The sequence below is a fragment of the Pseudoalteromonas piscicida genome, from assembly GCF_002208135.1.
Lineage (GTDB): Bacteria > Pseudomonadota > Gammaproteobacteria > Enterobacterales > Alteromonadaceae > Pseudoalteromonas > Pseudoalteromonas piscicida_A.
In genome coordinates, this window is the sequence record NZ_CP021646.1 from 2,539,039 (window position 1) to 2,560,485 (window position 21,447).

Genomic DNA, 21,447 nt, shown 5'->3' on the forward strand with positions numbered 1-21,447 from the left:
AAATAGACTGTTCTCAACGCATAAATCGCTAACACCAATGGAGGTAACACACCATGCAGTTAGATCACTTTTTGTTTAGAGCACATGACATGGCAAAAATGGCGACCTTTTTTGAGCAGGTGCTTAGGCTTAAAGAAGGCTTACGTCCACCTTTTCCATTTCCAGGAAAGTGGTTCTGTGGCGACCAACAACAACCTTTCATTCATCTGCTTGAACAATCTCCACATACCCAAGCACAGGCTGAATACCTTGGCTCTGTGCAAACCGCAAGCATGGGTACTAGCAACATAGATCATATTGCATTTCGTGGTGACGATTACCCTGGGTTAATCGCCCGACTAGAGCATTTTGGCGTTCGCTATGTGGAACGAGATGTCCCCGTTAACAATGAGCATCAGGTTTTTATCTTTGCACCTGAATCTCTAAAAATTGAAGTGCTGTTTCCACGCCACATCAACTCACTTGTCCAATAATTAGGAGAATACTATGTCTGATCCATTGTTATTTACGCAGAAAAAAATCGGTAATTTAATCTTACCAAACCGCATTTTGATGGCACCAATGACCCGCTCTCGAACAACACAACCGGGAGATATTCCAAACCAGTTGATGGCAAAGTACTACGCCCAACGCGCTTCGGCAGGGCTTATCATTAGTGAAGCCACACAAATCTCTTGTCAGGGCAAAGGATATTCATTTACTCCCGGAATTTATACAGCTTCGCAGGTTGCCGGATGGAAGGAAATCACCCATGCAGTAAATCAAAAAGGTGGTCGTATTTTCTGTCAGCTTTGGCATGTCGGTCGTATGTCTCACTCTACTTTTCATGAAGATGGCCAACCCGTCGCCCCCTCAGCACTCGCGCCCGACGCACAAGTGTGGGTGGTCAATGAAAAAGGAGTAGGTGAAATGGTCGATTGCCCGACACCACGCGCGCTGGCAACCCAAGAAATACAGAGCATAGTCGAAGATTATGTTCATGCGGCTGAAAATGCCATGATGGCAGGGTTTAATGGCGTTGAGATCCACGCTGGTAACGGCTATTTAATTGATCAGTTTTTACGCCGCAGCTCTAATCAACGTCATGATCAATATGGTGGTTCGAAGGAAAACCGAATTCGCTTTGCGGTTGAAGTTATCACCGCGATTAGCCAAGCAATTGGGCCTGAAAAAGTAGGGATCCGATTAGCACCTTTTATTACTCAACGTGGCATGCAAGACGAAGAGGCCATTGATACTATCTTGCTCGCCGCGGAGCACTTTAACCGCCTAGGCATTGCCTATGTGCACTTAGCTGAAGCAGACTGGGATGATGCGCCGGTCGTGACGGAGAGTTTTAGGCAAGCACTAAGAAGAAAATTTCACGGCGCCATTATTGTGGCGGGAAATTACGAGCCAGAGCAAGCCGAAGCCCTTATTGAACAAGGCCTAGTCGACTTTGTGGCTTTTGGTCGCAAATTTATCTCCAACCCAGATCTCGTATACCGTCTGAGTCATCAATTACCTTTGAGTCCAATCAACCCTGATGCGCCTTTATTTGGTGGTAGCGAGCGGGGCTACACCGACTATGCAGATTTTCAACAATTAAGAGCAAAAGGTGCAATATGAAACCATTATTACTGAACTTATCCCTAGCCTCTATGGCATTACTCGGTGCAACCAATGCAATCTCAGCACCTGAGTTTACACTAGAAAGCCCAGATCTTGTCGCCGAAAAATCTATTCGACCATTTCAATACTGGGATCAATTTGGCTGCGAGGGAAACAGCACACGGCCAACCTTAGTTTGGTCAAATGCACCTAAACAAACCAAGAGCTTTGCGGTGACATTTTATGATCAAGACGCGCCAACCGGCAGCGGATTTTGGCACTGGCAAGTGTATAACCTGCCCAAAGACACGACTAGGCTCGCAGAAACTTTACCAAGCCAAGCCATTGAAGGTAATACGGATTTAGGAAAGCCTGGGTACTTTGGCCCGTGCCCGCCTATTGGTCGCAAGCATAAATACACCTTTATCGTGCATGCGCTAGATGTTGTTACACTCCCCGTGCCAGCTGGTGCAACGGCACCACTTACTGGATTTTTTATCCACCAGCATAGCTTAGCGCAGGCAACACTTTCTGTGTATGCAGGCCCAAGAGCCGCAGGAGAATAACCATGCGTACCACGTTGACCACAAGTATTCGAGCACTACTAACAGCAACCGCCCTGCTTGCAGGCACAGCCCACGGCGCTGAAGTAGAGTCTGGCAATTACTGGCCTGATGATGCTCAATTGGTGATCTCTATCTCCATGCAGTTTGAAGCAACCGCACAAGACCCAAGCGATCCGGGGCCATTTCCTCAGCAAGAAGCAGGCTACCCCGACACCGTCGCTCCTACTTGGTATCAGTATGGCATGAATGAAGGGATCCCAAGATTGCTTAAGCTTTGGGACAAGCACAACATCAAAGTGACATCCCACATGGTAGGAAAAGCTGCAGAGCTCAATCCTGAACTTGCCAAAATGGTGGCTCAAAAGGGGCATGAGATTTCAGGTCATGGACAAAACTGGACACCACAATACTCGATGACACCCGAAGCAGAACGAGCATCTTATATTCACAGTGCAGACGTGCTTGAAAAGATCACAGGGCAAAGACCACAAGGCTTTAATGCGTTTTGGATGCGCCACTCTGAGCAAACATTAACTATTTTGCAATCCCTTGGCTTTGTCTATCATATTGATGACTTATCTCGGGATGAGCCTTCGTTTACCCCGGTTAATGGCAAACCCTTCGTGGTGGTGCCTTATACCTTTAGAAATAACGATATCGTGCGCTATGGCGGCAGTTCCGCAATGACAGCAAAAGCCTATTTGCAAGAGTTAAAGGACGAATTTGATGTGCTTTATGAAGAAGGAAAATCCCAGCGCCGTATGATGTCTATCAGTGCACACGACAGGCTCGCAGGCAGCCCAGCTCAGGTAAAAGCACTTGATGACTTTATTCGTTACGCTAAATCACATCCAAAGGTAAAGTTTATGCGCAAAATCGACATTGCTAACTGGACCTTAAAACAGCAAGACGTACCAACCAACCCAGAACGTGTGTTTTAACAAATAATAACGTTGCAATTCATAGGCTCTATTGATGAGCCTATTTTCTTCTGCGCACTTGCAAATACAATCGAGCTTCCCAAAACCACAATTTTTATTTTCGAAACCGCAAAAAGCACTCCTTTCCTGCAGTTAGATAAGATCAAAAGTTCAATAATTTCAGTGAATTAAATTTTGGCATGCGACTTGTTATCTACTGAGTAATAACAACCTTAATTCCACCAGAGATATCAACATGGATATACAAGTCGAACATAAAAAGCGCAACAAGGTTAAACTGGTTGTGGGCTGTTGGCGGAACCGTTTTCGCCGTAGTTATTATATGGCTGCTAATACAACCCTCAGCGCAGGCATCTTTGCCTATGGCAAAAACATGGATTGCGGAGGTACAGCAAGGGGATTTAGAGGTCAGTGTATCTGGATATGGTCAGCTTAAACCGAAAACGCCGCGTTTGATAAGTGCCGCAAGCGATGCCACGGTTGAAGAAATTGTGTTACGCCCTGGTGCACAAGTTAACCCCGACAGCATCATCATGAGGCTACAAGATGCAAATTTGGCCTACTCTTTAAAAGATGCCAAACGCAGTTTGGCGCAATTGCAAGACCACTATCTACAGCTCGATATCAATCAACAAAGAGAACTGCTGTCTCATCAGGCGGATCTGGAAATTCTGAGATCTGAGTTAGAAAGTGCCGAGCTGGAGGTTAGCGCTCAAGGAGAATTGGTTGAAGATGGAGTTGTTTCTAAACTCGACTACCAACGCGCGGTACTTACCCATCGCCAGCTTAAGCGTCACATTAATATTGAACAACAGCGAATATCACAATTACAGACCTTACACAAAGCCAACCTACAGCTTGCGCAGTCGAATATTGATGCCAGAAATTGGCGCTTTAACCACCCTACTCTAGGTGATGAATGGCAGCTTCGCTATAGCGAACTTACCATTGCAGGCATGCAGGCACACTTGGTGATCCTGACCGATGTGCAAGCGGTTGTCAGTCAAGTTCAGCGCGACGCTTGGCAAAAAATGATTAGAATACTCAGCCACGAGATTCATAATTCTCTCTCGCCGATTTTGAACAAGCGCTTGGCGTAATTGTGCAGCGCAGCGATGGCCTGATGTCCTTTGTTAATCGCTATGCAAGCGCTGCAAAACAGCATCAACTTCATATAGAAGCGATATCCATAAATGACTTACTAACGCCGCTCGTAGGGCTTTTCGACAATCGCGTGAGATTAACCATTGCACAGGACTTTACGCTGCAAATTGATCAAAGCTTACTTGAGCAAGCACTTGTAAATCTGATTAAAAATGCCTTGGAAGCTGGAGGTGAGAGCAGTGCTGTTTGCGTCAACGCATATCACAATCATAAATTTACAGGTATTGAAGTACTCGATGATGGTCATGGAATATAGAATGCAGACAACCTATTCGTACCTTTTTATACCACCAAAACAACGGGTAAAGGGGTTGGTCTCATCTTAGCTAAAAATATCGTTGAACAGCATAACGGAAAACTGAGCTTAACCAATCGTAAGGATGCACAGGGCGCAATTGCTCATATTCAGCTTCCACTGATGGCAGCGAATAGGTGAATGTTCACTGCCACTTCTAGGCGACATTTATTCAGACATGTTAAGCATCGCAATCAACTGACGGCCAGCAGCAATGGTATTGGTTTCACCACTATAGATGTTGTCGCATTCTTTCGATTCAAACTTTGCTTTAGTCCAAACAAGCAATAATACGTGTTAACCGATTAACTTTGATCCCTCGTAAAAGTGCTGCCGATGCTCCAGATAACGCATCCACACTCTATCCATTTGCGACTGATATAGTTTTGCGCCATGTTTGTAATCTATGCCGTGCAACAGCAGCATATCCGCAAGTTGCATGCTGCTGGTCATGGCGTGCAACATGCCTTGCGAAGAGAGTGGATCAAAGCTCATGCTCGCATCACCTACCGCATACCAGTCTTTTGCTGCGCAACTATCCAAACGGGCCGAATTTGCACTTACCATTGGATGCAGGTGTGCTGTTTCTATATTCACCAAGTCCACTAAGGTGTTAAATCCCCTCACCTGCTTTACTTTGGCTAAAAAATCTCGAGCGTTGGTGATGTTGCACTTTTTGATCGCATCAGCGCAAGCCTGCCAAGAAAACACCCGAGGCTGCATATTGGGGTCGAGTGAAGAGCATGCCGCGCTCGGCGCACTATACCACCAGCCATTTTCTTCATCGCTTATTACTGCAAACTGTTTCGTAGTGGCAACCTCTGCGGTAAGCCACAGTGCCATTTGCTTATCAAACTGTTGTAGTTTTGCACCGAGTCGCCTCGCCAGATGACAGGCGCGACCGGTGGCATCAATAAGCAGTGTTGTTGTGATAGACATGTCAGTGTCGCAACCTTCAACCCTAACTTGCCAACTTGATTGTGTTTGCACCACATCAGTAAGCTTTGTGGACGATAGCAAAGGAATACCACGAAGCACTAATTGATCACGAAGCTGCTGTTCAAAATGCTGCCGATGAATGTGCCACCCCAAACCATCGGGGTTTTTAACGTTATCCACTATGGTAGGCGATTCACTGCCCCAAAACGAAATCATACCGTGGCAAGTGAGATGTTCAGGGCTTTGTAGTAAGTGTAACAAGTTAAGCTTTTTGAGAATTCTAGACGCCGCTGGCGGTAAACACTCGCCCACTTTGTCTTTAGCTGCGGCGAGCTTATCGACTACTATCACCTGATAGTGAGGATGCAAAGCAAGTGCAGCAATGCATCCCGCAATACCCGCACCTACAATCACAATATCCGATTTCCTTTCAGCCATATTAGCCCTTATTGTTTGCGATTCCGGCGATGTGCTTTGTCGGTTTGTGACAAATCAGGGCGACAATCTCGCTTGCTTTCATTACGACTTGCTGTCAACAGTTTTTCCGCTTTGGCTGGTGTTAATCCCACTTGCATGGTGGTTGGAAAACCAGTTACGCCTTTTTCTGTCTTCGGTAACACCACCGCCAATTGACCAAACCCAGTGATCATACTGTTGATCTGCTCAATATAGTTGGTTGAAGGGCCTATCGGTAAATCGTTTAGCCACAGCTCCCTGTCATTAAATGCTGCTTGTCGCTCTGCAAATGGCTTAGTTTCATCGACTACCCGGTGATAATTTTGCTCGCTAAGCATATTATTTGGCACTCGTGCAGGCCAAAAGGTCGGTAAATAAGGGTCGTACGCTTCATTGTAGCCATCGCGACAACTCGCGGTGTCGGTTTGCCAAGGAATGGCCATCCAACGCGTAATGCCACCAGCAACCTGCCCCGTTTTTAATGGGCCGCTTGAATGCAGCGCGATTTCTGATGTCATTTCCACGCCATAATTGGTGCCGTGGGTCGGTGCAGTATCTTCTGCATGCTTAAGACGGAAAGCCTCGCTATACATGCCCGCTGTACGCATTGGCCAAGTCATTTCACATCCAGGGTGGAAAGCATCCGCTAAACAGAACTCCATCGCCGCCTTAGTTAACATCTCAGGCTGCTCAGCAACTGGTATTTCATCAATGCTGGTTGGGGGCGATAACAAGGGTCGTAATCAGAATCAAACTCGCCATTCGACCACTGCTGTAACATATTCAACTGAATTTCTGTGAGGGTAACAAACTGCCTTGGCGAGTCATCGGCATCTACACTCATCGCATCGCCATACAACCAAGGCCACAACTGCGGTGCGGTAGCGGCAAATTGAGGATCCCAACTGTGTTTTTCATCCGCCGTGGTGACTTTTTCTACCTGTCTAAAGTTATTAAAGAGATTACGTCTTGCTTCTTGCCATGTGCGTGAGTTGTCATTTAAACGGCTGATCCAAGTCTCTGAAGTAAAATCAAAGGGGCTATTCCAGCCAAACCCTGCGGCAAATCCCGCATTGACCCATTGTAAATCGGTTAACCTTTGGAAAATTGGCAGAATGTCTTTACTAAAGGAGGGTTTACCTGACGGTGCTGGTAGCATCTTGGCATCGACTGCAACCTGACGCATTAAATCCCACATGGTTCGCGGAGATTTTTGCATTGGCGCGTAATCTGGTGGCGCACAAATAACCCATGCAGGTTTCACATCAAGTGCTTTGCCTTGATACTTCACCTCAGCAGTTATTGGGCCGTCCGAAGTATCGTCGTACCAGCCTTCATTATTGCCGAACGTGATCGCCTCATGGCCTTGAGGATTCTCTGACACCCCGTGTCCACCAAGCATCAATAAGCGGCCTTTATCATCGGTACGCATTTCGCCTAAGTACACTTTTTTACCGGCAAAGTATCCTTCAAAGCGACTACAACCACATCCAGAAGCAGTACCACTGATCTGCTGCGCCCCACCATCAATGAGCAGGCTACTTCTGTCATTTACATTGAGGTTGCGCAATAAACTCGGCTCGGCCTCCATCGCCTCTGGAATATCCAACGCTAATTGAAACTCATACCAAGATGCTTTTTGATTAGCCAAGCGTGCATGCCAAATGATAGAAGTGCCATCGTCGCAAGTCAGTTCTTTAACGATGTTGCCCTCGGCGTCCAATCCATAAATACGAAAGCGCGCGGCTTGGCGCTTCAACGCTCCCGCGCTGTCGCGATAGTAATTCACCTCTCTTGGAATGGCGGTATCGACCTCTGGCCCAATAAAAAATTCATCTGGGCTATTACCAACCCGCATGACTCCAATGGGTGGGTATATGGCTGCTGAAACTATGGGATTTTGATTGCAGTGATGTGACATGTTGTAATCCTTTTGCAGTGGTTCAATTCATGAAGCATTACCGCAGTGTAGAAGCTATTTCTGACTGACACCATTACATCGAATTACAGGTAGGAAAGAGGCCAGAGCCTCAAAATGAGGGTGGCCCACATGGAGAAAGGGTGACATCTCACCTGTGATAGATGAGATAAAAGTACACCCTGTGCGGGACACAGGGAGAAAGGAAAAAATTAAGGAAGGAAGCGCTCAATGGGATAATCACTGACGCTTAGTGTAAAAATGTGGGATTTAACTTAACCTAATGCTTCGCATACTAAATAGCTTTTAAAGCCGGCGTGATTAATTACATGTTTGACCTCACAGACAAACCAGTCACCGTTGAGGTTATCATCAACCTCTTCGATAGTTATCACGCCACCCGCCAATAAATTAGGATCGCCAACCACACAAATCTGCACACTGGTATGCGCTCGGTTCAAGCGCTGTAACATAGCCATCGCCGCTGTTTGTGCTTCAGCCTCATTAGGGTAAACGTAAGAGAGTGTAGTGTTAGGTGAACCGCCACCGACACTGACCAATGTTTTTTGCGCTAACGCTTTATCGTAAAAATAAGCCTGCACCCCTTTAACTAACTTGTTGTGGTTAGCATTAAGCTGCCATGAAACCAGCTGCTTTTTACTTACCGTCACGCTAGGTAAAGATTGGCCTGTTAACGACTTTCCGGTGCCTTTAGCCATAAATATAAGCTTGTCATCCGCAATCTTCATGATTGCATCAAACTGCACGGCAAGCTTGCTTAGCAATTGCATATCGCTTTCACTTTGCTCAATGTGCGGTATTTCTCGGCCCTGAAAGGCATCACCTATTTTTGCCTGTAGTCCATACTCACCAGCAATGTCTTGGATAAGTTTGTCCAGCATCATCGGCTCATCCTTCCCCTCCTCCGGCCACGAGCGTATTTTTAACGCCTTAAAATCTTGATCCCACAGCACTTTATTACCGAAAAACGTCAACGAGCGATTGGGGCCAGTCAACTCATAAGCGCCCACTTCGAAAATACCTAATTTGGTTGAAGGAGCACTCTGATCTCTCGTGCCTTCTTTATATCCCATCGCAATTTCTAGTTGATCCGTTGGTGCAGGTAAGGCAATGGGCGCGTCAGCTAAATTATCAAATCGTACATAGCAGGTATCACTCGCAAGCCCCGTGCGTGTTGTAACACTGAGCTCAGCTAAGCGGTTCTTCAGTGTTTTTGATACCTCATTGCCATTTGCCTTAATAGAATAATGCGGTTGTAAGTCCATATTAATCCCAAATATTGATCACTTTAGACACAGTAGGTTTAGCGATTTCGGGAAGAAAAATACTGATCTGCTCCGAATAAATTGGCCCAAGCTCTGCCAAGCCATGATTGGCTTCTAGCACCTTTTCTACCATGCCACTACTGCGGCCGTAGTGCTTAAAACAGATGAGATCGAGACAATCGCCATCTCGCGTAATATAAGTTACCCCTTTGCTCATAACGACTCCTTAGTACCCAGCGCGCTTAATAGCGGCTAAGTTCCATTGAAAATTGGATTTCTCTTGGGATCCCATCATTGAAAAATAAGGTGCGCGTTTCACTTATCCGTTTGATGACCCACTTACCCATCACGCGCCCTACGCTTGGACTAGATTTCCCACTTTCTTCAACATAGCCAAGCGTCATCGGCTCCCCTTTGGCGGCTTCATCTCTCATCATGTCTAACTGCTTCAAGCCGTTATCCACAATTTGCGGGAAGATCACCCCTTCAATGTTTAAGGTTTGCTCTCCTACGCCAATAAATTGCATCGGCGGAGAATCCTTATCAGTCTGAGATTTGTGGGCTTCCCAGCGATATTGAGAATCGTACTGGAGCTTATTAAACGCTGCGGTGCTTACTGAAAACTTGTAGTCTCCCAGTTGCATCATATGTTTAGCATGATTAACTTTGCTCATTTAGTCCTCTATCGTTATGCCACTTGATTGTAATATCGAGCACTAAGCTCTTGCTCTGCTTGTTGTTGCTGCTGATCCAACATTTGCTTCACTTGCTGAGCAACCTCATAAGCCTGTTGGCCATCATTTGCATTGACTGTAATATTGGCGTTCACCGTTACCGATGCAGCGCCCGGCTGCGGCGCCGATGAATGCTCAGATGCTTTATTCGCACTTACATTCAGTTGATTTAAACTATTCGGATCCGGTGCTTTAGCCTCATTGGTGGCTGATGTTTTGTCATCGCTAAACCAACCTTTAATGGCATCACCAACCATGTTGTTGGTAAGGTAACCCGCCATAGGGGCCGCCATTCTCACATAGGGATTTTTGCTTTTTGACAGTGCACCAGATACAGCATCGGCAGAAAACATGCCGCCTAACGTGCTGCCAATGCCTGCCGCTTTTTCTTTAACAGAAAGCCCATCATTATTGAGCGTTTCCCATACCGTGTGTGCGTTTAGCGCTCTGCCTGCCAAATCACCCGCCTTGCTGACGCCGTGTATTTTGCTGGTTGTCATCCCTTGATTAGCAGCAAACGCAGCAGCCGTGCCTGTGGCTAAATTCAGCTCATTAATGACATTATTTTTAACAAAGTCGAGTGCATTGTTTTTTGTTGCTTCACCGTGTTGAGGCGTACTAATCGCAGCCGTTTTGTTGTCTGTTTGCGCAACGTGTTCATCGCCTTTTGATAACCAACCGCCGAGGGTGTCGCTAATTAAGCCCAGCGGCCCCATAGTGGCAAAACTCGTTGCGCTATCGAGCAAGCGATCTGTCACCGAGGGCTTGAGGTGCCTGACGCTGAGTCCTGAGCATCGTCAGAGAACCAACCACCAAGTTTGTCACCAAACCAACCACCGATTGACTCACCGCCCATAGCGCCGAGTGCACCACCGACTAAGCCGCCGATTGCAGTGCCAACCACAGGAATAACCGAGCCAATTGCCGCGCCTGCTGCGGCGCCAGCGAGTGCACCGCCCGCGCCACCCGCAGCCGCTCCAACCTGAGTGGTTTTTTCTTTAGTCGTTAACGTGTCATCAGTTAATGCCGTGAACGCATCGAATGCCCCTAACGCTACGCTAAGCGGTGCAGCCGCACGCCCAAGTAACTTTTTAGACCCCTTGAATAACTGACCAAGTTTGCCACCTTTAGCTGGAGAGAAACTGCCAAGCTTTTGATAACTAGCATCATTTGCGGCAGTCATCATTTTGACTTTTTTGGCTTTTGCTTTGGACTTTGGTTGCGATGCTTGATTAGCTAACTGTGCTTTTACGCTGGGAGCTTTCCCGCCGTCCAACAGTTTCAAAGCGGGTTTATTGGCGCTTCGTTTGTGGATTTTGCGCGGCTTATGCTCGCGATCCGCCGATGCTTCTTGTTGATCCGCGAGATTAGAGGACCTAGCTCGCTTGTTACGCTTTCTACCTCGCTTCTTGCGTCCTTTTTCACGCGTAGATTTCTTCTCTTCAACATCACTTTCTAACTCAGCAAACGACTCGGATAAATCATCGCTAATACCGTCTAATCCAAACTCACCAAATAAATCTGGTAAGCTGTTGGTAAGAGAAGATAGATCTCCCTTGAGAACGCCTTTTAAATCAATATTGGAGAGTAGATCAGCGTGTTGCTCAAGTACACTTGCCGCATCGTTTAGCCCAAATGCATTCAACAGTTCAGGTCCTGCGCTTACAAGCGACTTGATGTCGCCCCCAAAATCGCGTCGACATCCAGTTTTTCTAATGCCGGTAATGCGCCTTCGAGTACGCCAGCTGCACCGTCTAATTCAAATGCCTTTAGCAATGAAGGACCTGCCGCCATAAGGCTAGATACGTCACCACTGGCAATTTGCTTGAGATTCAGTTGTTTTAAGCCAGGAACCGCAGCTTGTAACTTATCCGCAGCGTCGCCAAGTTCAAATGCTCTAAGCACTTCAGGTGCGGCATCCACTAAGCTGCTCAGCTCACCATCCATTAAGCCCTTAAAATCTAGTTTTTCAGCGATAGGAAGAACAGAACCAAAAGCCTGTGACGCACCTTGCATATCCAATGCATCTAATAATGCCGGAGCACTTTGTAGCAACGACTGGATATCACCATCTGCAATTGCGCCCAAGTCCAATTGTTGTAGCGCTGGCAAAGCCGCAGATACCGAGTTTGCGGCACCATCAAGTCCCGCTGCCTCAAGTAAGTTTGGTAGCGTTGCGGCCAACGACCCCAGCTCACCATTAGCAAGCCCGGCTAAATCAAGTTGTGCAAGCGCCGGTATTTCTTGCGCAAGAGTTTGGTTTAATGCCTTAAGATCAACGGCTTCTAGCAAGCTTGGTAAAGCCTGCTGCAAACTTTGTAAATCGCCTTGAATAAGTGCTGGAATATCCAATTGGTTCACAGCTGGCGCAAACTGCGTGACCACATTTGCCGCGTCGTCAAAGCCAAATTGAGTTAATAACGCAGGAGCAGCTTCTGTTAGCGAACCAAACTCTCCTTTGAGTACCTCTGCAAACTCAATATTGCTCAACAAATTGCCTGTTTCGAGCAGCTGCTTTGGCAAAGCAGCTAAATCTAAATTCGATGCAAATTCCGGTAAAGCTTGACCCAATGACGCTGCATCTAGGCAAAATTGCTGCTGAGCATCGATTGCAGATTGGCTTTGCTTCGATGCATTTGTCGCCGCAGTCACGGCTGGTGCAACGGAAATTGCGTTAAAAAGTGAAGGCACCTGTTCGGCTAATGCCGCCAATTCAACTTGTACCGTTTGGCTTGCGGCGCTGAAATCCAGTTCTGCAACCCGTTCAGACAAGCCGCTTATTGCATCTTGTAAAGAATCGGGCAACGCCAACATGACCTGCTCAGCCTGTTGAACCAACTGGCCAGTAGGCACTGTATTTTCACCAGTGGCAGGTGCCTGAAACTCAGGTACTGAGACCGAAGCCTGTGGACTTAACACCGCGCTGGCATTAAGTTGAGTCATGATGGAGATTAATTGCTGGATCTGCGCACTGGTCGCAGAATTGGCGTTGAGTTTTGCAACTAGACTACCTAAATGTGCAACTTGGTTAGCAAGCGAAGTTACCTGCGGCAACTTATTTTTGACTTTGTTCGCCTCTCGTGAACGAACCTGTTTACCTTGTTTTGTCATGGCGTTACCTGAGGAAAATAGAGAAAAGTGAAACGCTTTAGCTTAAGCTGAGGCCTAAGCTAAAGCGTCTAAAAGTATGAAAATGCGCCCCTTAAAGGGTTAAGGGGCGGTTGCGGTCATCGGTTTAGCCCGCTTCTGTCGCTTGTTTGTAATCAAGCGCTGCTTCAAACCACTCGATGAGTTCGTCTTCGGTCAGCGCGTTGAGTTCGGCCAAGCCCCAGCCAGTATATTTGGCCAGAGCGATAACCATGGCTTTTAAGCGCTTTGGCGGGACACGAGAAAAGCTTGTAGCGTTTCTCGCAGCTTCACAAAATCACTCCAATCAAGCTCTTCGATGATATCTGGAGAAACTTCGCATAAGTGCGAGAAATAACGAATTTCGCTTTCAGACTCGCTGATATCCGCTCTATCCACCATTAACCGATCGCGTACTTTTGGTCGTCTCATTGTCAGTTCTGCATACTCATGCCCATCGACCGTAATTGGGAATGCTAAGGTAATGATTTCTTTCATGGATTAAGCTCCGATTGCTGCGCGAAGTGCTGCCATTTGGTCCTTACCATTAACGGTACGAACGTCGTTGTATAGGTCAATTTCGTAAATCACATCTTGACCGATCTGTAGCTTGTACTTCTGAATTGCATATTGCAGCGTTAGCTTAGCTTCTTCGCCATCTTTCCAGCTGCCCATATCCACTTCTTTGAAGAAGCCTTCAAGCGTTACCACTACAGGTACTGGCGCTTCGCCTTGCGCTTGGATTGCACCACGAGCCGTTAATGGCGTTGTCGCACCGCTCCAATCGCCAAGTAGCTTCATCATGTCCGCGTTGTATTCAAGTAACGTGATTGTGCCTTCTAGCTTTTCAAGTTGGCCAACATCAAGCTCAACCGGCGCTTGGAAACCCGACGTCACTTCGCGAGTTTTTACGGTTACTTTTGGTAGCTGGATTTCATCAGCAATACCTAGATAGCCTTTACCGTCTACAAACAGCTTGAATTTTTTAAGAATTTTTGGAGAGATTGCCATTATACGATTTCCTCTAGGTAGTTGTTAGTTAGAATACTCTTGAAGGTGATGTGCTCAGCCGGTGTTGGCGGCGTGAAGTCAAAGCTAAAATACACTTTACCCGCTTGAATATTGGCCGGTGTGTTTAACTCTTCGTCAGCCCAAATTTGACCGCCAAGAATTGCACCTTGTGCTTTTAAGCTATCAAGGTACGACTGCACACTTTGCGTAACATCTTCGATATAAGTTTTGGTGATATTGCGGTCAACCGCCCACATGTGCGCACGCAGTAGTGAGTCGTTGATCATATCTGCGGTACGTACCACTGACAGGAATGCCCATTTAGGGTCGTCAGAACAAGTACGGTTACCCCAAAGCTTAAAGCCGTTTTGACGAATAATGGTCGACACTTCTTTTTCGTTCAGCATATTCGCACGTGCGTTAGCATCGCCCAGCTGGAAGTCGATTGGGCGCGCAGTTGCCACAATACCGTTCATATTGGTATTACTTGGGCTCCACCAAAAGCCTCGGTCGTTGTCCGACTTTGCAATCATGCCCGCAACACGTGCACTTGCAGGTTCAACTTCTGTTTTACCATCGCGGAATACTTTGACATGAGGGTCAACAACGAACACACGACGCGAACCAAAGTCGGCACGATATGCTTTCGCATCTTCATCGTTTGTGTTTGGACCATCTGCGATGATAACCGCACGAAGACGCTCAGCCACATTCACAAGTTCTGTGATGACTGGGTTACGATTACCTTCAGGGCGTTGATGCGCATAACCTGGCGCCACAAGAATACGTGGTGTTACCCCAAGTACTGACTCAGCACCAAGAAAAGCTTGCACACCTTCATAAGAACCGTCTGCTGCCACACCGCCAACCATGTTTGACATAATTGCCGCTTCATCAGCGCCATCGACACGAACCACAACGACTACCGCACCAGCTTGGTCAAAAATACCGTCCATTGCCGCAGGTAGTGTTCCTTCTGTACCCAACGGTGCAGCTTCAGCACGTTTACCAGCAACCAATACAGGTGTGTTAAGTGGAAACTTTTCTGGATCTGCACTAGGTGCAGTACCAATCACACCAATTACTGAGCTTTTTACTGTTTTGATTGGACGCGTGCCGGATTGCGCCTCAATGACTTCTACACCGTGTAGAAATTTTGACATAGTTATCTCCTTTAAAGACATGTCAGTTAGAGAATAAAAAAGGCCATACAAGCTGCCTTGTATGGCCCAGGGTCTGTTGAGCTTTGCTGTTTGATTTTTGTTCTCTTGAGTGTGTTTTGATCGCGACGCTCGACTTGCCGCTTAGTAATCTAAGCAAAAGTTGAGCAACAATGAACAAAGCGCACTCAGGTGAACCCAAAGGGCAGCGCTTGATTGGCATTTCTTCTGTGTTGCCCCACAAGGATGTGGGGTAAGGTGACTTTGCAGGAGCACAAAGTCTTTATCGCCTGACTCACATAGAATAACTATGCTACGTAGGCTCTGCCTTGTATAAACACCAATCAAACTGCTGCAAAAACAAACTTGAAAGATAAACAGGCCCTAATAACTTCATAAAAATTAGCGTTTGTTGACCTTATACCTAATGGATAAGGTGGATAAAAAATGACTTAGATTTGGATACCCTCGATGGTGACAGGCTCCCCGTTGATTAAATACAATCCTTTTATTTCGATAGACAACTTGCCCTCACCTGCTGGATGTACCGCAACACCATCAAGTTGAAAACGTGGTTCCCACTTCTCCAGTGCATTGGCGATGGTCATAGTGATATCCCCCACCAAAGAGTGAGAAAAAGGCCTATCTACAAGCTCATATAAGCCGCAGCCATAATCGCGTCGCATCACGCGACTCCCAAGCGGTGTGGTCACAATATCGCGAATACTCTGTTTTAGATGCTCAACACCACCGAGCGGCTTGCCCGTTTTGGCATTCATTCCTATCATGACGACTCCTTAAGTCACTTTGTAAATACCCGCGCTGGAGCCTCCTGATACAGGAACCTCCGCAGCCTGAGTCATATGTTCAACTACGGCTTTAGCAATCGCAGTAGCCAGTTTGCCAGCTCCTGCATGCGCACCTGCCAACACAAAACCCTCAGCTTCAAGCTCCGCTTTGATCATGTTTTCTAATGCATTTGCATCTAATGCCATGTCACTTCCCCGCTGTAACTGTCGATGAGCCGTCACCATGAGGACTGCCAGTAAAATGACAAACATGTGCCGTAGTCACACAAGGGGAGCCACCATTTAAGGCAATACTTGCTCCTTCAACACTGACGTCCCCCCCGCTTGAACAGCAGCACTTCCATCACACTTCAAAGTTGCATCTTTTGCACTCAACACAGTCGCATTAGCTTGTGTTTCTACTCGGATATCTTTGGCTGTTGTAATATTCAGCGTCCCTGCTGAAAGCACATCCACAGTGGCATCCGCTCCTTGAATATCAATCAGATAACGATGGCTCTTTCGGTCATACGTGATTGAGCTGCCATCTTGATATCGAACCTTATGAACATCAGGGCGATTTTCAGGCGTTACTCCCAATTGTTTTGGCGCAAATTGTTGACTATATAAGCTGCCAAGTACTACTCCTTGGGAAGTATCTCCACAGGGAGATAACACCATCACTTGCTCACCAACTTCAGGTGCTTGCCAAGTCATATCATGAGCAGCTTGTGCCGTTAGCCAAGGTAACTTTGCTGTGATCCAATCACCCATTTTGACCTTGACGGTCGCCGTTTCGTAGTCCACTTCATGCACCGTTCCTAGGCTAATTAACTTAGTAAGACGCTGCTGTAGGTCGGACATGGCTAAATCTGAAAAATGTTGATTGGCTATCACGCTATCGGTCCTTCTTCTGGGGTTTTGTAAATTAAGCGATGCTCGCCACCATGCGGACCAAGATACACTTCTGTTACCTCAACACCGGCCTCCTCAGGGTACTCAACTTGGTAATAAAACTGCCAAGTCAGCGTCGCCTTAGCGAGCATTGAATTGACTTGGTTGCTATAACTAAAACTGCTTTTTTCGCAAATAAAGTGTTGCCAAGGGACGGGCGTTTCGTCCTTTATAATCGAAGCCTCAGCGGCACTGACCAAGTTATCCAACCGCGCCATCAACGCCGAGGCATCAGCCTCTTCAAGCGCCAGTTCAAGCTGCAAAGTCATCACTCGTCTGTCGAGTGCATTTGGGCTCAGGTTTTTATTGTACGCAGGCCCATAAGTCACGCCTTTGTCGGCGCCTTTCGCTTGCAGTTCACTGGCTTGTCGCTCAGCGATTGGGATTAGGGTAAGCTGTGCACGCTCTGTTAAATCCGGTTGTGGCTGGCTTGCTTTTAGTAAATCAACTTGAGCAAGCTCAGACAGACCGGCACTCAGGCACGCCAACACCTTAGCTATCAAGGTTTGTCGATGCATAGTTGTGCTCTCAAATTATAAATTGGCTAGATTAAAAAGCCGAAGATGGACGAAACGCCCGAAAGAAGGTTAGGGATTTTAGAGTTCAGGTTTTGTCGGCCAAACGACCTGATCCGGAGATTCAAAACTTTGAGGCAAATCTCGCAAAGCCTGACGATAGTCTTTTAAAGGCTGAGGTACTTGGCCATCCATTTCTTGATACTTTAATGCCATCCAATCCGTAGCTCTGAGGTAGGCATCACGCAAAGCTCGTGCTGTTTCCCATTCATCGAATTCAGTTCCTTCAATGCTCACTTGATCTAACATTTTTAGTTCTCCCAACTAGGTTGTGTATGAGTAATCCGATCGGCACAGGGTTGGCCATTACTTGATGTGTACTTTCCACTCACAGTAACCGCCTTAGTTGCACCACAATGATAACGCGTATCTACTTTCATGGTGATCCGAGCTAGCCCACTGTACCCTTTACCTATTTTTCTAAAATAGATTGGGATCGTAGCCCCTTCCAAATCTTTAGAAATCTCAATTTCTTGAGCCTCGTTATCTGGCTCTGAAATAAACAACTTCAGAGCACCATTCCTAGATACTTTTTTAATTTCAAGCTGACCCGATACACAGTCATGATATGACGTCCCCGTAAACTGAATTTGATCTGCATAGTGAGGTGAGGCGAACATGCCCCTATGAGCCATAATGAAGTCCAACTTAAAATAGTCGCCTTGTCCACCAAAGCCACCATTGCCAGAAAACTCTAGCATGTTTACGTAATATGGAGGCTTAGGTGTACCACATCTTGGAAAGTCAGAGTCAGGACCTGTTGCGTCTGAAGAATAACTACCAGCACTTAAGTAACCTCGAAAAAAGAAGCTCTTTTCATTACCATTTACAGTAACTGGCAAACCGTTAATTTCTTGAGTATATTGATCTTTCCATTGATTAAACTGTTCTTCGGCTTGCTCTAATTGATTATTAATACTCGTAATTTCACCCGCTACTACATTTTTAGTATGCGTCACCGTTTCCGATAAAGTACTTTGAATAATCCCAACCTGATCTTCAACCGTTTGGCACAGTGCATTGGCACGTGTGGCAACCTGGCTCAGGCGCTCCGTCATGGTTAAATTGTCATTTGACATAGTGTTTCCTTATTGATGCTCAAGATTGGTTAATCTAATTTCTTGATTGGTTTGGCGGTTCATGGTGTCTAGCTGTACCGTCGTCACACTGGCAAGTTCTGCGTTAAATAAGCCATGGAATGCTGCTACGCGATTATCTAGCCGAGCGGCATGTGTTGTATCTAATCGTGTCACTTCACTGGTGAGCAATTGTTTCAGCTCACTTAGCTCCGTTTCCTGTTGTTGCAAACGAAATTCCTGTTTGATTTGCCGATGCATCGTATCTAGCTGCGTTAGCGTCATTTCGGCCAGCTCTTTGTCGACGATCAGATTGAGATTGTCGACCCCCAGTTTTACCTCGATACTCTCACTAGGCAGTTGTGCCAAACTTAGCGTTAACCACTGTAGTACTTTGACGTCAGGTGTGCGGTAGCCAAGTGTGGTGTTGGCTTTTGAGTAAACCCCCAGCAAAATCAGCTCCGGCTCACCGCTTGCGTCTACTTCGCCGCTATCTAAATAAACACCAATTTCTCTGATGGCATATTCAAGTGGTGCGTCGAATTTGCCTGCAATTTTAAGGCTCGTACTTTCACCGTCTTGATAGTCGCTGTCGGCAATAGCTACACGCTCTTTAAGGCTGCGTAGCTCAGTTTGATTTTGTGATGGCGTATAAGCGGCATCGCCAAACGCCATATGGCTGATTTGCCCCTTAAAGCCTCGCGCTTGAGCGCTGAGCAGGGCATCAAGTCCCGCATGGGTAAACTGCAGCGTTAGTGCAGACATTAAGTCGCTCCTTGTAAATGATAATGTTGATATTGAAGTCGGTGCATACCACTGGCGAGTACCACTCCTTGCATTAACTCATCAGGATGAATGCCCATTCCTTGGCTGGTATGCATTTGTGCATTCAGCTGCTTTGCAACCGCAAACACACCTAAACTCACCTGCGTTTCATTAGGTAAAACACCTGCGCCTTCTGTATTTAGCATTTGATAGCCATAGTGATTTATATGGCCACATGCCCCCAATGCGGCTTTGCCTTGCTCAGGTTTTACCCCTAACCCCGACACTTGGGTATTGCTCAAACCCAAAGGCGCTTTGCCAATACCTGCTGCACCAATTTGCTCTTTAAGTGCAATACCCAATTGTAAATCAACATTGATAGCACCGCGTTTCACTGCGTTTACCACACAGCGAATACGTTTGAGCATCTGAGAGGTCAACAATCCTTGTTGTCGGTCGTCCAAATTCTGATTAATAAGCGCCCAGATCTGTACAGTGCCAGGCAAACCACCTTCCTGCTGCCACCATTCCTTGATCTCGGTTTCAATATTGAGACTATCGAGCGCTTTTTGCAGCGCAAATGGGGTCCCCTTGCACTGATGAACCGTGAACGCATCCGTAATGACCTGGCGTTTAATCGCCACTGGCCAATGTTCATCCCACTCATCCACTGAGTAGTTCCACGCCAAAAAAGGCAGTAAAGGCTCAGGGCAAAGCTCCGGTTGCCAAAGACTCGTTAAGAGCAGCCGTGTATCGTTCAGTACACAAGCATCACGCAATTGGGTTCGTGCTTCATCATCCTTGAGGGAGAGCCCACTTAGTCCGACACTTATCGCTAGCCGCTCAAGTGCATCTCTTGGGAAAAACACTTGAGAATAAATAATTGGCAGCAATTTATTGCTTGATAAGCGTTTAATTGCGCTGCGTAAATCAAGACAATCGGCCTCCGTCAATGAGAGATAACGCGCGATTTCTACTAGCTCGTCATCGCTGCGCTGTTCAAGTTCTAAGGCCGCTAATAAACCCGCTCGGATAGTTCGAGGTTTGACTTGCAGCTCTGCTAACCACTGCTCCAGCGTTGACGCATTATGAGGTAAAAGCTTAGTCATCCAGCCCCCTCACCTTTACTCGCAAATCCATTTGCTGACAATACGCCACCTCAATATCTAGAGGTATAATGTCCTCACTTGGCGACTCCAACCTGATGTTTTCGACACCGGACAAAAACAAAGCGTTGCTAATGCCCGCTCGCGTGATCTGCCGACCAAGCTGACGTCTTTCAGTTAAGTAAGCGTCGAGCGCGGCTGAGGCACTGTCCACAATCACCTCAGGCGACGGGCCAGGTAAAATTTCAAGTTCCGCTGCAATGTTAAACGTCAATACCTGTGGCTGCTTGATTGTGACTCTATCGCCAAGCGGTCTCACTTTAGAGACTTCAGGCTGAGTTGACGATTCGGGGGTAAAGGCGACGTGTAATTTATTCAGCAGCTCCGCGCTTAGTGTACCTTTCCCTATTCGACTCAAGACGGTTAGTTCTATTTCACATGGCCTCGGACTATGAACTTGCACGTCGCAAATCTCATTACTCACCGACAATGCATGAAAGCGATAAGAGGCCGCGCTCCCTGCGGTATTCAGTCCATCAAACGCTAATTGCGTTCTCGCTCTTAAGCGCTCATCATCCTCATTCCCAAGCCTTGCAACATTAAACCTCGCTGCGATTGCGTCTAAGTCACTCCCTGAAGCACTCGCGAGCAAGTTCGCTTCTATTGCATCATTTAGTATGCTTTGCTGAGTCAGTCCTTGATATGCCATGACTTCTAACAATTTAGTCAGAGGTTCACTTTCCAAGTTTACTACCGCTTGGAGTGCATCATCCTTTTGCAGCAATGCTTGCTTTAATGCTTCTAGACGCTGCTCAAAGTTTAAGGGTTTTAATACTTTAGGAATGGGCAACTGCGATAAGTCCAACCGCTCAAATGCCATCATCACCTCCTTGCTTTGCGCCATAAAAAAACCCACAGCAAACACTTGCTTGTGGGTCTTGGAGATTGGAAACCTGTGTGCTTGTTAACTTCCTCAAGCATAGGTGTATCTTACTGG

General features: G+C 46.8%; 29 protein-coding genes. 7 read left to right on the forward strand and 22 right to left on the reverse strand.

Features of this window, described 5'->3' with window-relative positions; translation table 11 throughout:
• The first annotated feature begins 53 nt into the window (after positions 1-53).
• The 7 genes from B1L02_RS11730 to B1L02_RS25105 all read left to right on the forward strand — a co-directional run bounded on the left by B1L02_RS11730 (position 54) and on the right by B1L02_RS25105 (position 4,697).
• On the forward strand, positions 54-473 hold the full coding sequence (locus B1L02_RS11730; RefSeq protein ID WP_088531167.1) for a lactoylglutathione lyase: 420 nt from the start codon (positions 54-56) through the stop codon (positions 471-473).
• A gap of 13 nt (positions 474-486) precedes the next feature.
• Complete coding sequence (locus B1L02_RS11735; RefSeq protein WP_088531168.1) at positions 487-1,608, forward strand: alkene reductase; 1,122 nt, start codon at positions 487-489, stop codon at positions 1,606-1,608.
• Entirely contained in the window at positions 1,605-2,156 is a 552-nt protein-coding gene (locus tag B1L02_RS11740; protein ID WP_088531169.1) for a YbhB/YbcL family Raf kinase inhibitor-like protein, read from the forward strand. The genes B1L02_RS11735 and B1L02_RS11740 overlap by 4 nt, the downstream gene beginning before the upstream one ends.
• 2 nt (positions 2,157-2,158) lie before the next feature.
• Positions 2,159-3,097, forward strand: a complete 939-nt coding sequence (locus B1L02_RS11745; RefSeq protein WP_088531170.1) for a polysaccharide deacetylase family protein — start codon at positions 2,159-2,161, stop codon at positions 3,095-3,097.
• Between the two features lie 362 nt (positions 3,098-3,459).
• Complete coding sequence (locus tag B1L02_RS24470; RefSeq protein ID WP_223192029.1) at positions 3,460-4,197, forward strand: hypothetical protein; 738 nt, start codon at positions 3,460-3,462, stop codon at positions 4,195-4,197.
• A gap of 23 nt (positions 4,198-4,220) precedes the next feature.
• Positions 4,221-4,517 (forward strand): hypothetical protein, encoded by a 297-nt coding sequence (locus tag B1L02_RS24475; protein ID WP_232003074.1) that lies wholly within the window; start codon positions 4,221-4,223, stop codon positions 4,515-4,517.
• A 63-nt stretch (positions 4,518-4,580) separates the two neighbouring features.
• Positions 4,581-4,697: a hypothetical protein gene (locus B1L02_RS25105; RefSeq protein WP_316829177.1), complete on the forward strand. Its 117-nt coding sequence runs from the start codon at positions 4,581-4,583 to the stop codon at positions 4,695-4,697.
• Positions 4,698-4,853: 156 nt separating this feature from the next.
• On the opposite strand, the gene B1L02_RS11760 is transcribed toward B1L02_RS25105, so the two are convergent.
• The 22 genes from B1L02_RS11760 to B1L02_RS11850 form a co-directional block, all read right to left on the reverse strand.
• A complete protein-coding gene (locus tag B1L02_RS11760) occupies positions 4,854-5,933 on the reverse strand; it encodes an NAD(P)/FAD-dependent oxidoreductase (protein WP_088531172.1) in 1,080 nt (359 codons plus the stop codon).
• 8 nt (positions 5,934-5,941) lie between these two features.
• Positions 5,942-6,631, reverse strand: a complete 690-nt coding sequence (locus tag B1L02_RS24480) for a LodA/GoxA family CTQ-dependent oxidase (RefSeq protein ID WP_232003075.1) — start codon at positions 6,629-6,631, stop codon at positions 5,942-5,944.
• Positions 6,625-7,872 (reverse strand): LodA/GoxA family CTQ-dependent oxidase, encoded by a 1,248-nt coding sequence (locus B1L02_RS24485; protein WP_223192027.1) that lies wholly within the window; start codon positions 7,870-7,872, stop codon positions 6,625-6,627. Before B1L02_RS24485 ends, B1L02_RS24480 begins: the two co-directional genes overlap by 7 nt.
• A gap of 272 nt (positions 7,873-8,144) precedes the next feature.
• Positions 8,145-9,155: a phage late control D family protein gene (locus tag B1L02_RS11770; protein WP_088531173.1), complete on the reverse strand. Its 1,011-nt coding sequence runs from the start codon at positions 9,153-9,155 to the stop codon at positions 8,145-8,147.
• A gap of 1 nt (position 9,156) precedes the next feature.
• Entirely contained in the window at positions 9,157-9,372 is a 216-nt protein-coding gene (locus B1L02_RS11775) for a tail protein X (protein WP_010378405.1), read from the reverse strand.
• A 25-nt stretch (positions 9,373-9,397) separates the two neighbouring features.
• A complete protein-coding gene (locus B1L02_RS11780; protein ID WP_010378403.1) occupies positions 9,398-9,829 on the reverse strand; it encodes a phage tail protein in 432 nt (143 codons plus the stop codon).
• A 14-nt stretch (positions 9,830-9,843) separates the two neighbouring features.
• Positions 9,844-10,647, reverse strand: a complete 804-nt coding sequence (locus B1L02_RS24490) for a hypothetical protein (protein WP_232003076.1) — start codon at positions 10,645-10,647, stop codon at positions 9,844-9,846.
• On the reverse strand, positions 10,644-11,534 hold the full coding sequence (locus tag B1L02_RS24495) for a hypothetical protein (protein WP_232003077.1): 891 nt from the start codon (positions 11,532-11,534) through the stop codon (positions 10,644-10,646). Before B1L02_RS24495 ends, B1L02_RS24490 begins: the two co-directional genes overlap by 4 nt.
• A gap of 17 nt (positions 11,535-11,551) precedes the next feature.
• Positions 11,552-13,000, reverse strand: a complete 1,449-nt coding sequence (locus B1L02_RS24500; protein WP_232003078.1) for a hypothetical protein — start codon at positions 12,998-13,000, stop codon at positions 11,552-11,554.
• 124 nt (positions 13,001-13,124) lie between these two features.
• Positions 13,125-13,250: a hypothetical protein gene (locus tag B1L02_RS25010; protein ID WP_017218950.1), complete on the reverse strand. Its 126-nt coding sequence runs from the start codon at positions 13,248-13,250 to the stop codon at positions 13,125-13,127.
• Positions 13,251-13,255: 5 nt separating this feature from the next.
• Positions 13,256-13,513: a phage tail assembly protein gene (locus B1L02_RS11790; protein WP_010378399.1), complete on the reverse strand. Its 258-nt coding sequence runs from the start codon at positions 13,511-13,513 to the stop codon at positions 13,256-13,258.
• Between the two features lie 3 nt (positions 13,514-13,516).
• Positions 13,517-14,026 carry a phage major tail tube protein gene (locus tag B1L02_RS11795; protein ID WP_010378397.1) on the reverse strand — a complete coding sequence of 170 codons (510 nt, stop codon included), beginning with the start codon at positions 14,024-14,026 and terminating at the stop codon, positions 13,517-13,519.
• A complete protein-coding gene (locus B1L02_RS11800; RefSeq protein WP_017218948.1) occupies positions 14,026-15,189 on the reverse strand; it encodes a phage tail sheath subtilisin-like domain-containing protein in 1,164 nt (387 codons plus the stop codon). Before B1L02_RS11800 ends, B1L02_RS11795 begins: the two co-directional genes overlap by 1 nt.
• A 449-nt stretch (positions 15,190-15,638) precedes the next feature.
• On the reverse strand, positions 15,639-15,974 hold the full coding sequence (locus tag B1L02_RS11810; RefSeq protein WP_017218947.1) for a GPW/gp25 family protein: 336 nt from the start codon (positions 15,972-15,974) through the stop codon (positions 15,639-15,641).
• 9 nt (positions 15,975-15,983) lie between these two features.
• The gene (locus B1L02_RS11815) at positions 15,984-16,181 is read right to left on the reverse strand and encodes a hypothetical protein (RefSeq protein ID WP_017218946.1); all 198 of its coding nucleotides are present in this window, start codon (positions 16,179-16,181) and stop codon (positions 15,984-15,986) included.
• Between the two features lie 96 nt (positions 16,182-16,277).
• On the reverse strand, positions 16,278-16,871 hold the full coding sequence (locus B1L02_RS11820; protein ID WP_088531175.1) for a phage baseplate assembly protein V: 594 nt from the start codon (positions 16,869-16,871) through the stop codon (positions 16,278-16,280).
• Positions 16,868-17,446 carry a hypothetical protein gene (locus B1L02_RS11825; protein ID WP_088531176.1) on the reverse strand — a complete coding sequence of 193 codons (579 nt, stop codon included), beginning with the start codon at positions 17,444-17,446 and terminating at the stop codon, positions 16,868-16,870. The genes B1L02_RS11820 and B1L02_RS11825 overlap by 4 nt, the downstream gene beginning before the upstream one ends.
• A 78-nt stretch (positions 17,447-17,524) precedes the next feature.
• Complete coding sequence (locus tag B1L02_RS11830) at positions 17,525-17,752, reverse strand: phage tail assembly chaperone (RefSeq protein WP_088531177.1); 228 nt, start codon at positions 17,750-17,752, stop codon at positions 17,525-17,527.
• Positions 17,753-17,754: 2 nt separating this feature from the next.
• On the reverse strand, positions 17,755-18,582 hold the full coding sequence (locus tag B1L02_RS11835; RefSeq protein ID WP_088531178.1) for a hypothetical protein: 828 nt from the start codon (positions 18,580-18,582) through the stop codon (positions 17,755-17,757).
• Between the two features lie 9 nt (positions 18,583-18,591).
• Entirely contained in the window at positions 18,592-19,344 is a 753-nt protein-coding gene (locus B1L02_RS11840) for a phage tail protein (protein WP_088531179.1), read from the reverse strand.
• The gene (locus B1L02_RS11845) at positions 19,344-20,453 is read right to left on the reverse strand and encodes a phage tail protein I (protein ID WP_088531180.1); all 1,110 of its coding nucleotides are present in this window, start codon (positions 20,451-20,453) and stop codon (positions 19,344-19,346) included. Before B1L02_RS11845 ends, B1L02_RS11840 begins: the two co-directional genes overlap by 1 nt.
• Entirely contained in the window at positions 20,446-21,354 is a 909-nt protein-coding gene (locus B1L02_RS11850) for a baseplate assembly protein (RefSeq protein WP_223192026.1), read from the reverse strand. The genes B1L02_RS11845 and B1L02_RS11850 overlap by 8 nt, the downstream gene beginning before the upstream one ends.
• Positions 21,355-21,447 lie beyond the last annotated feature (93 nt).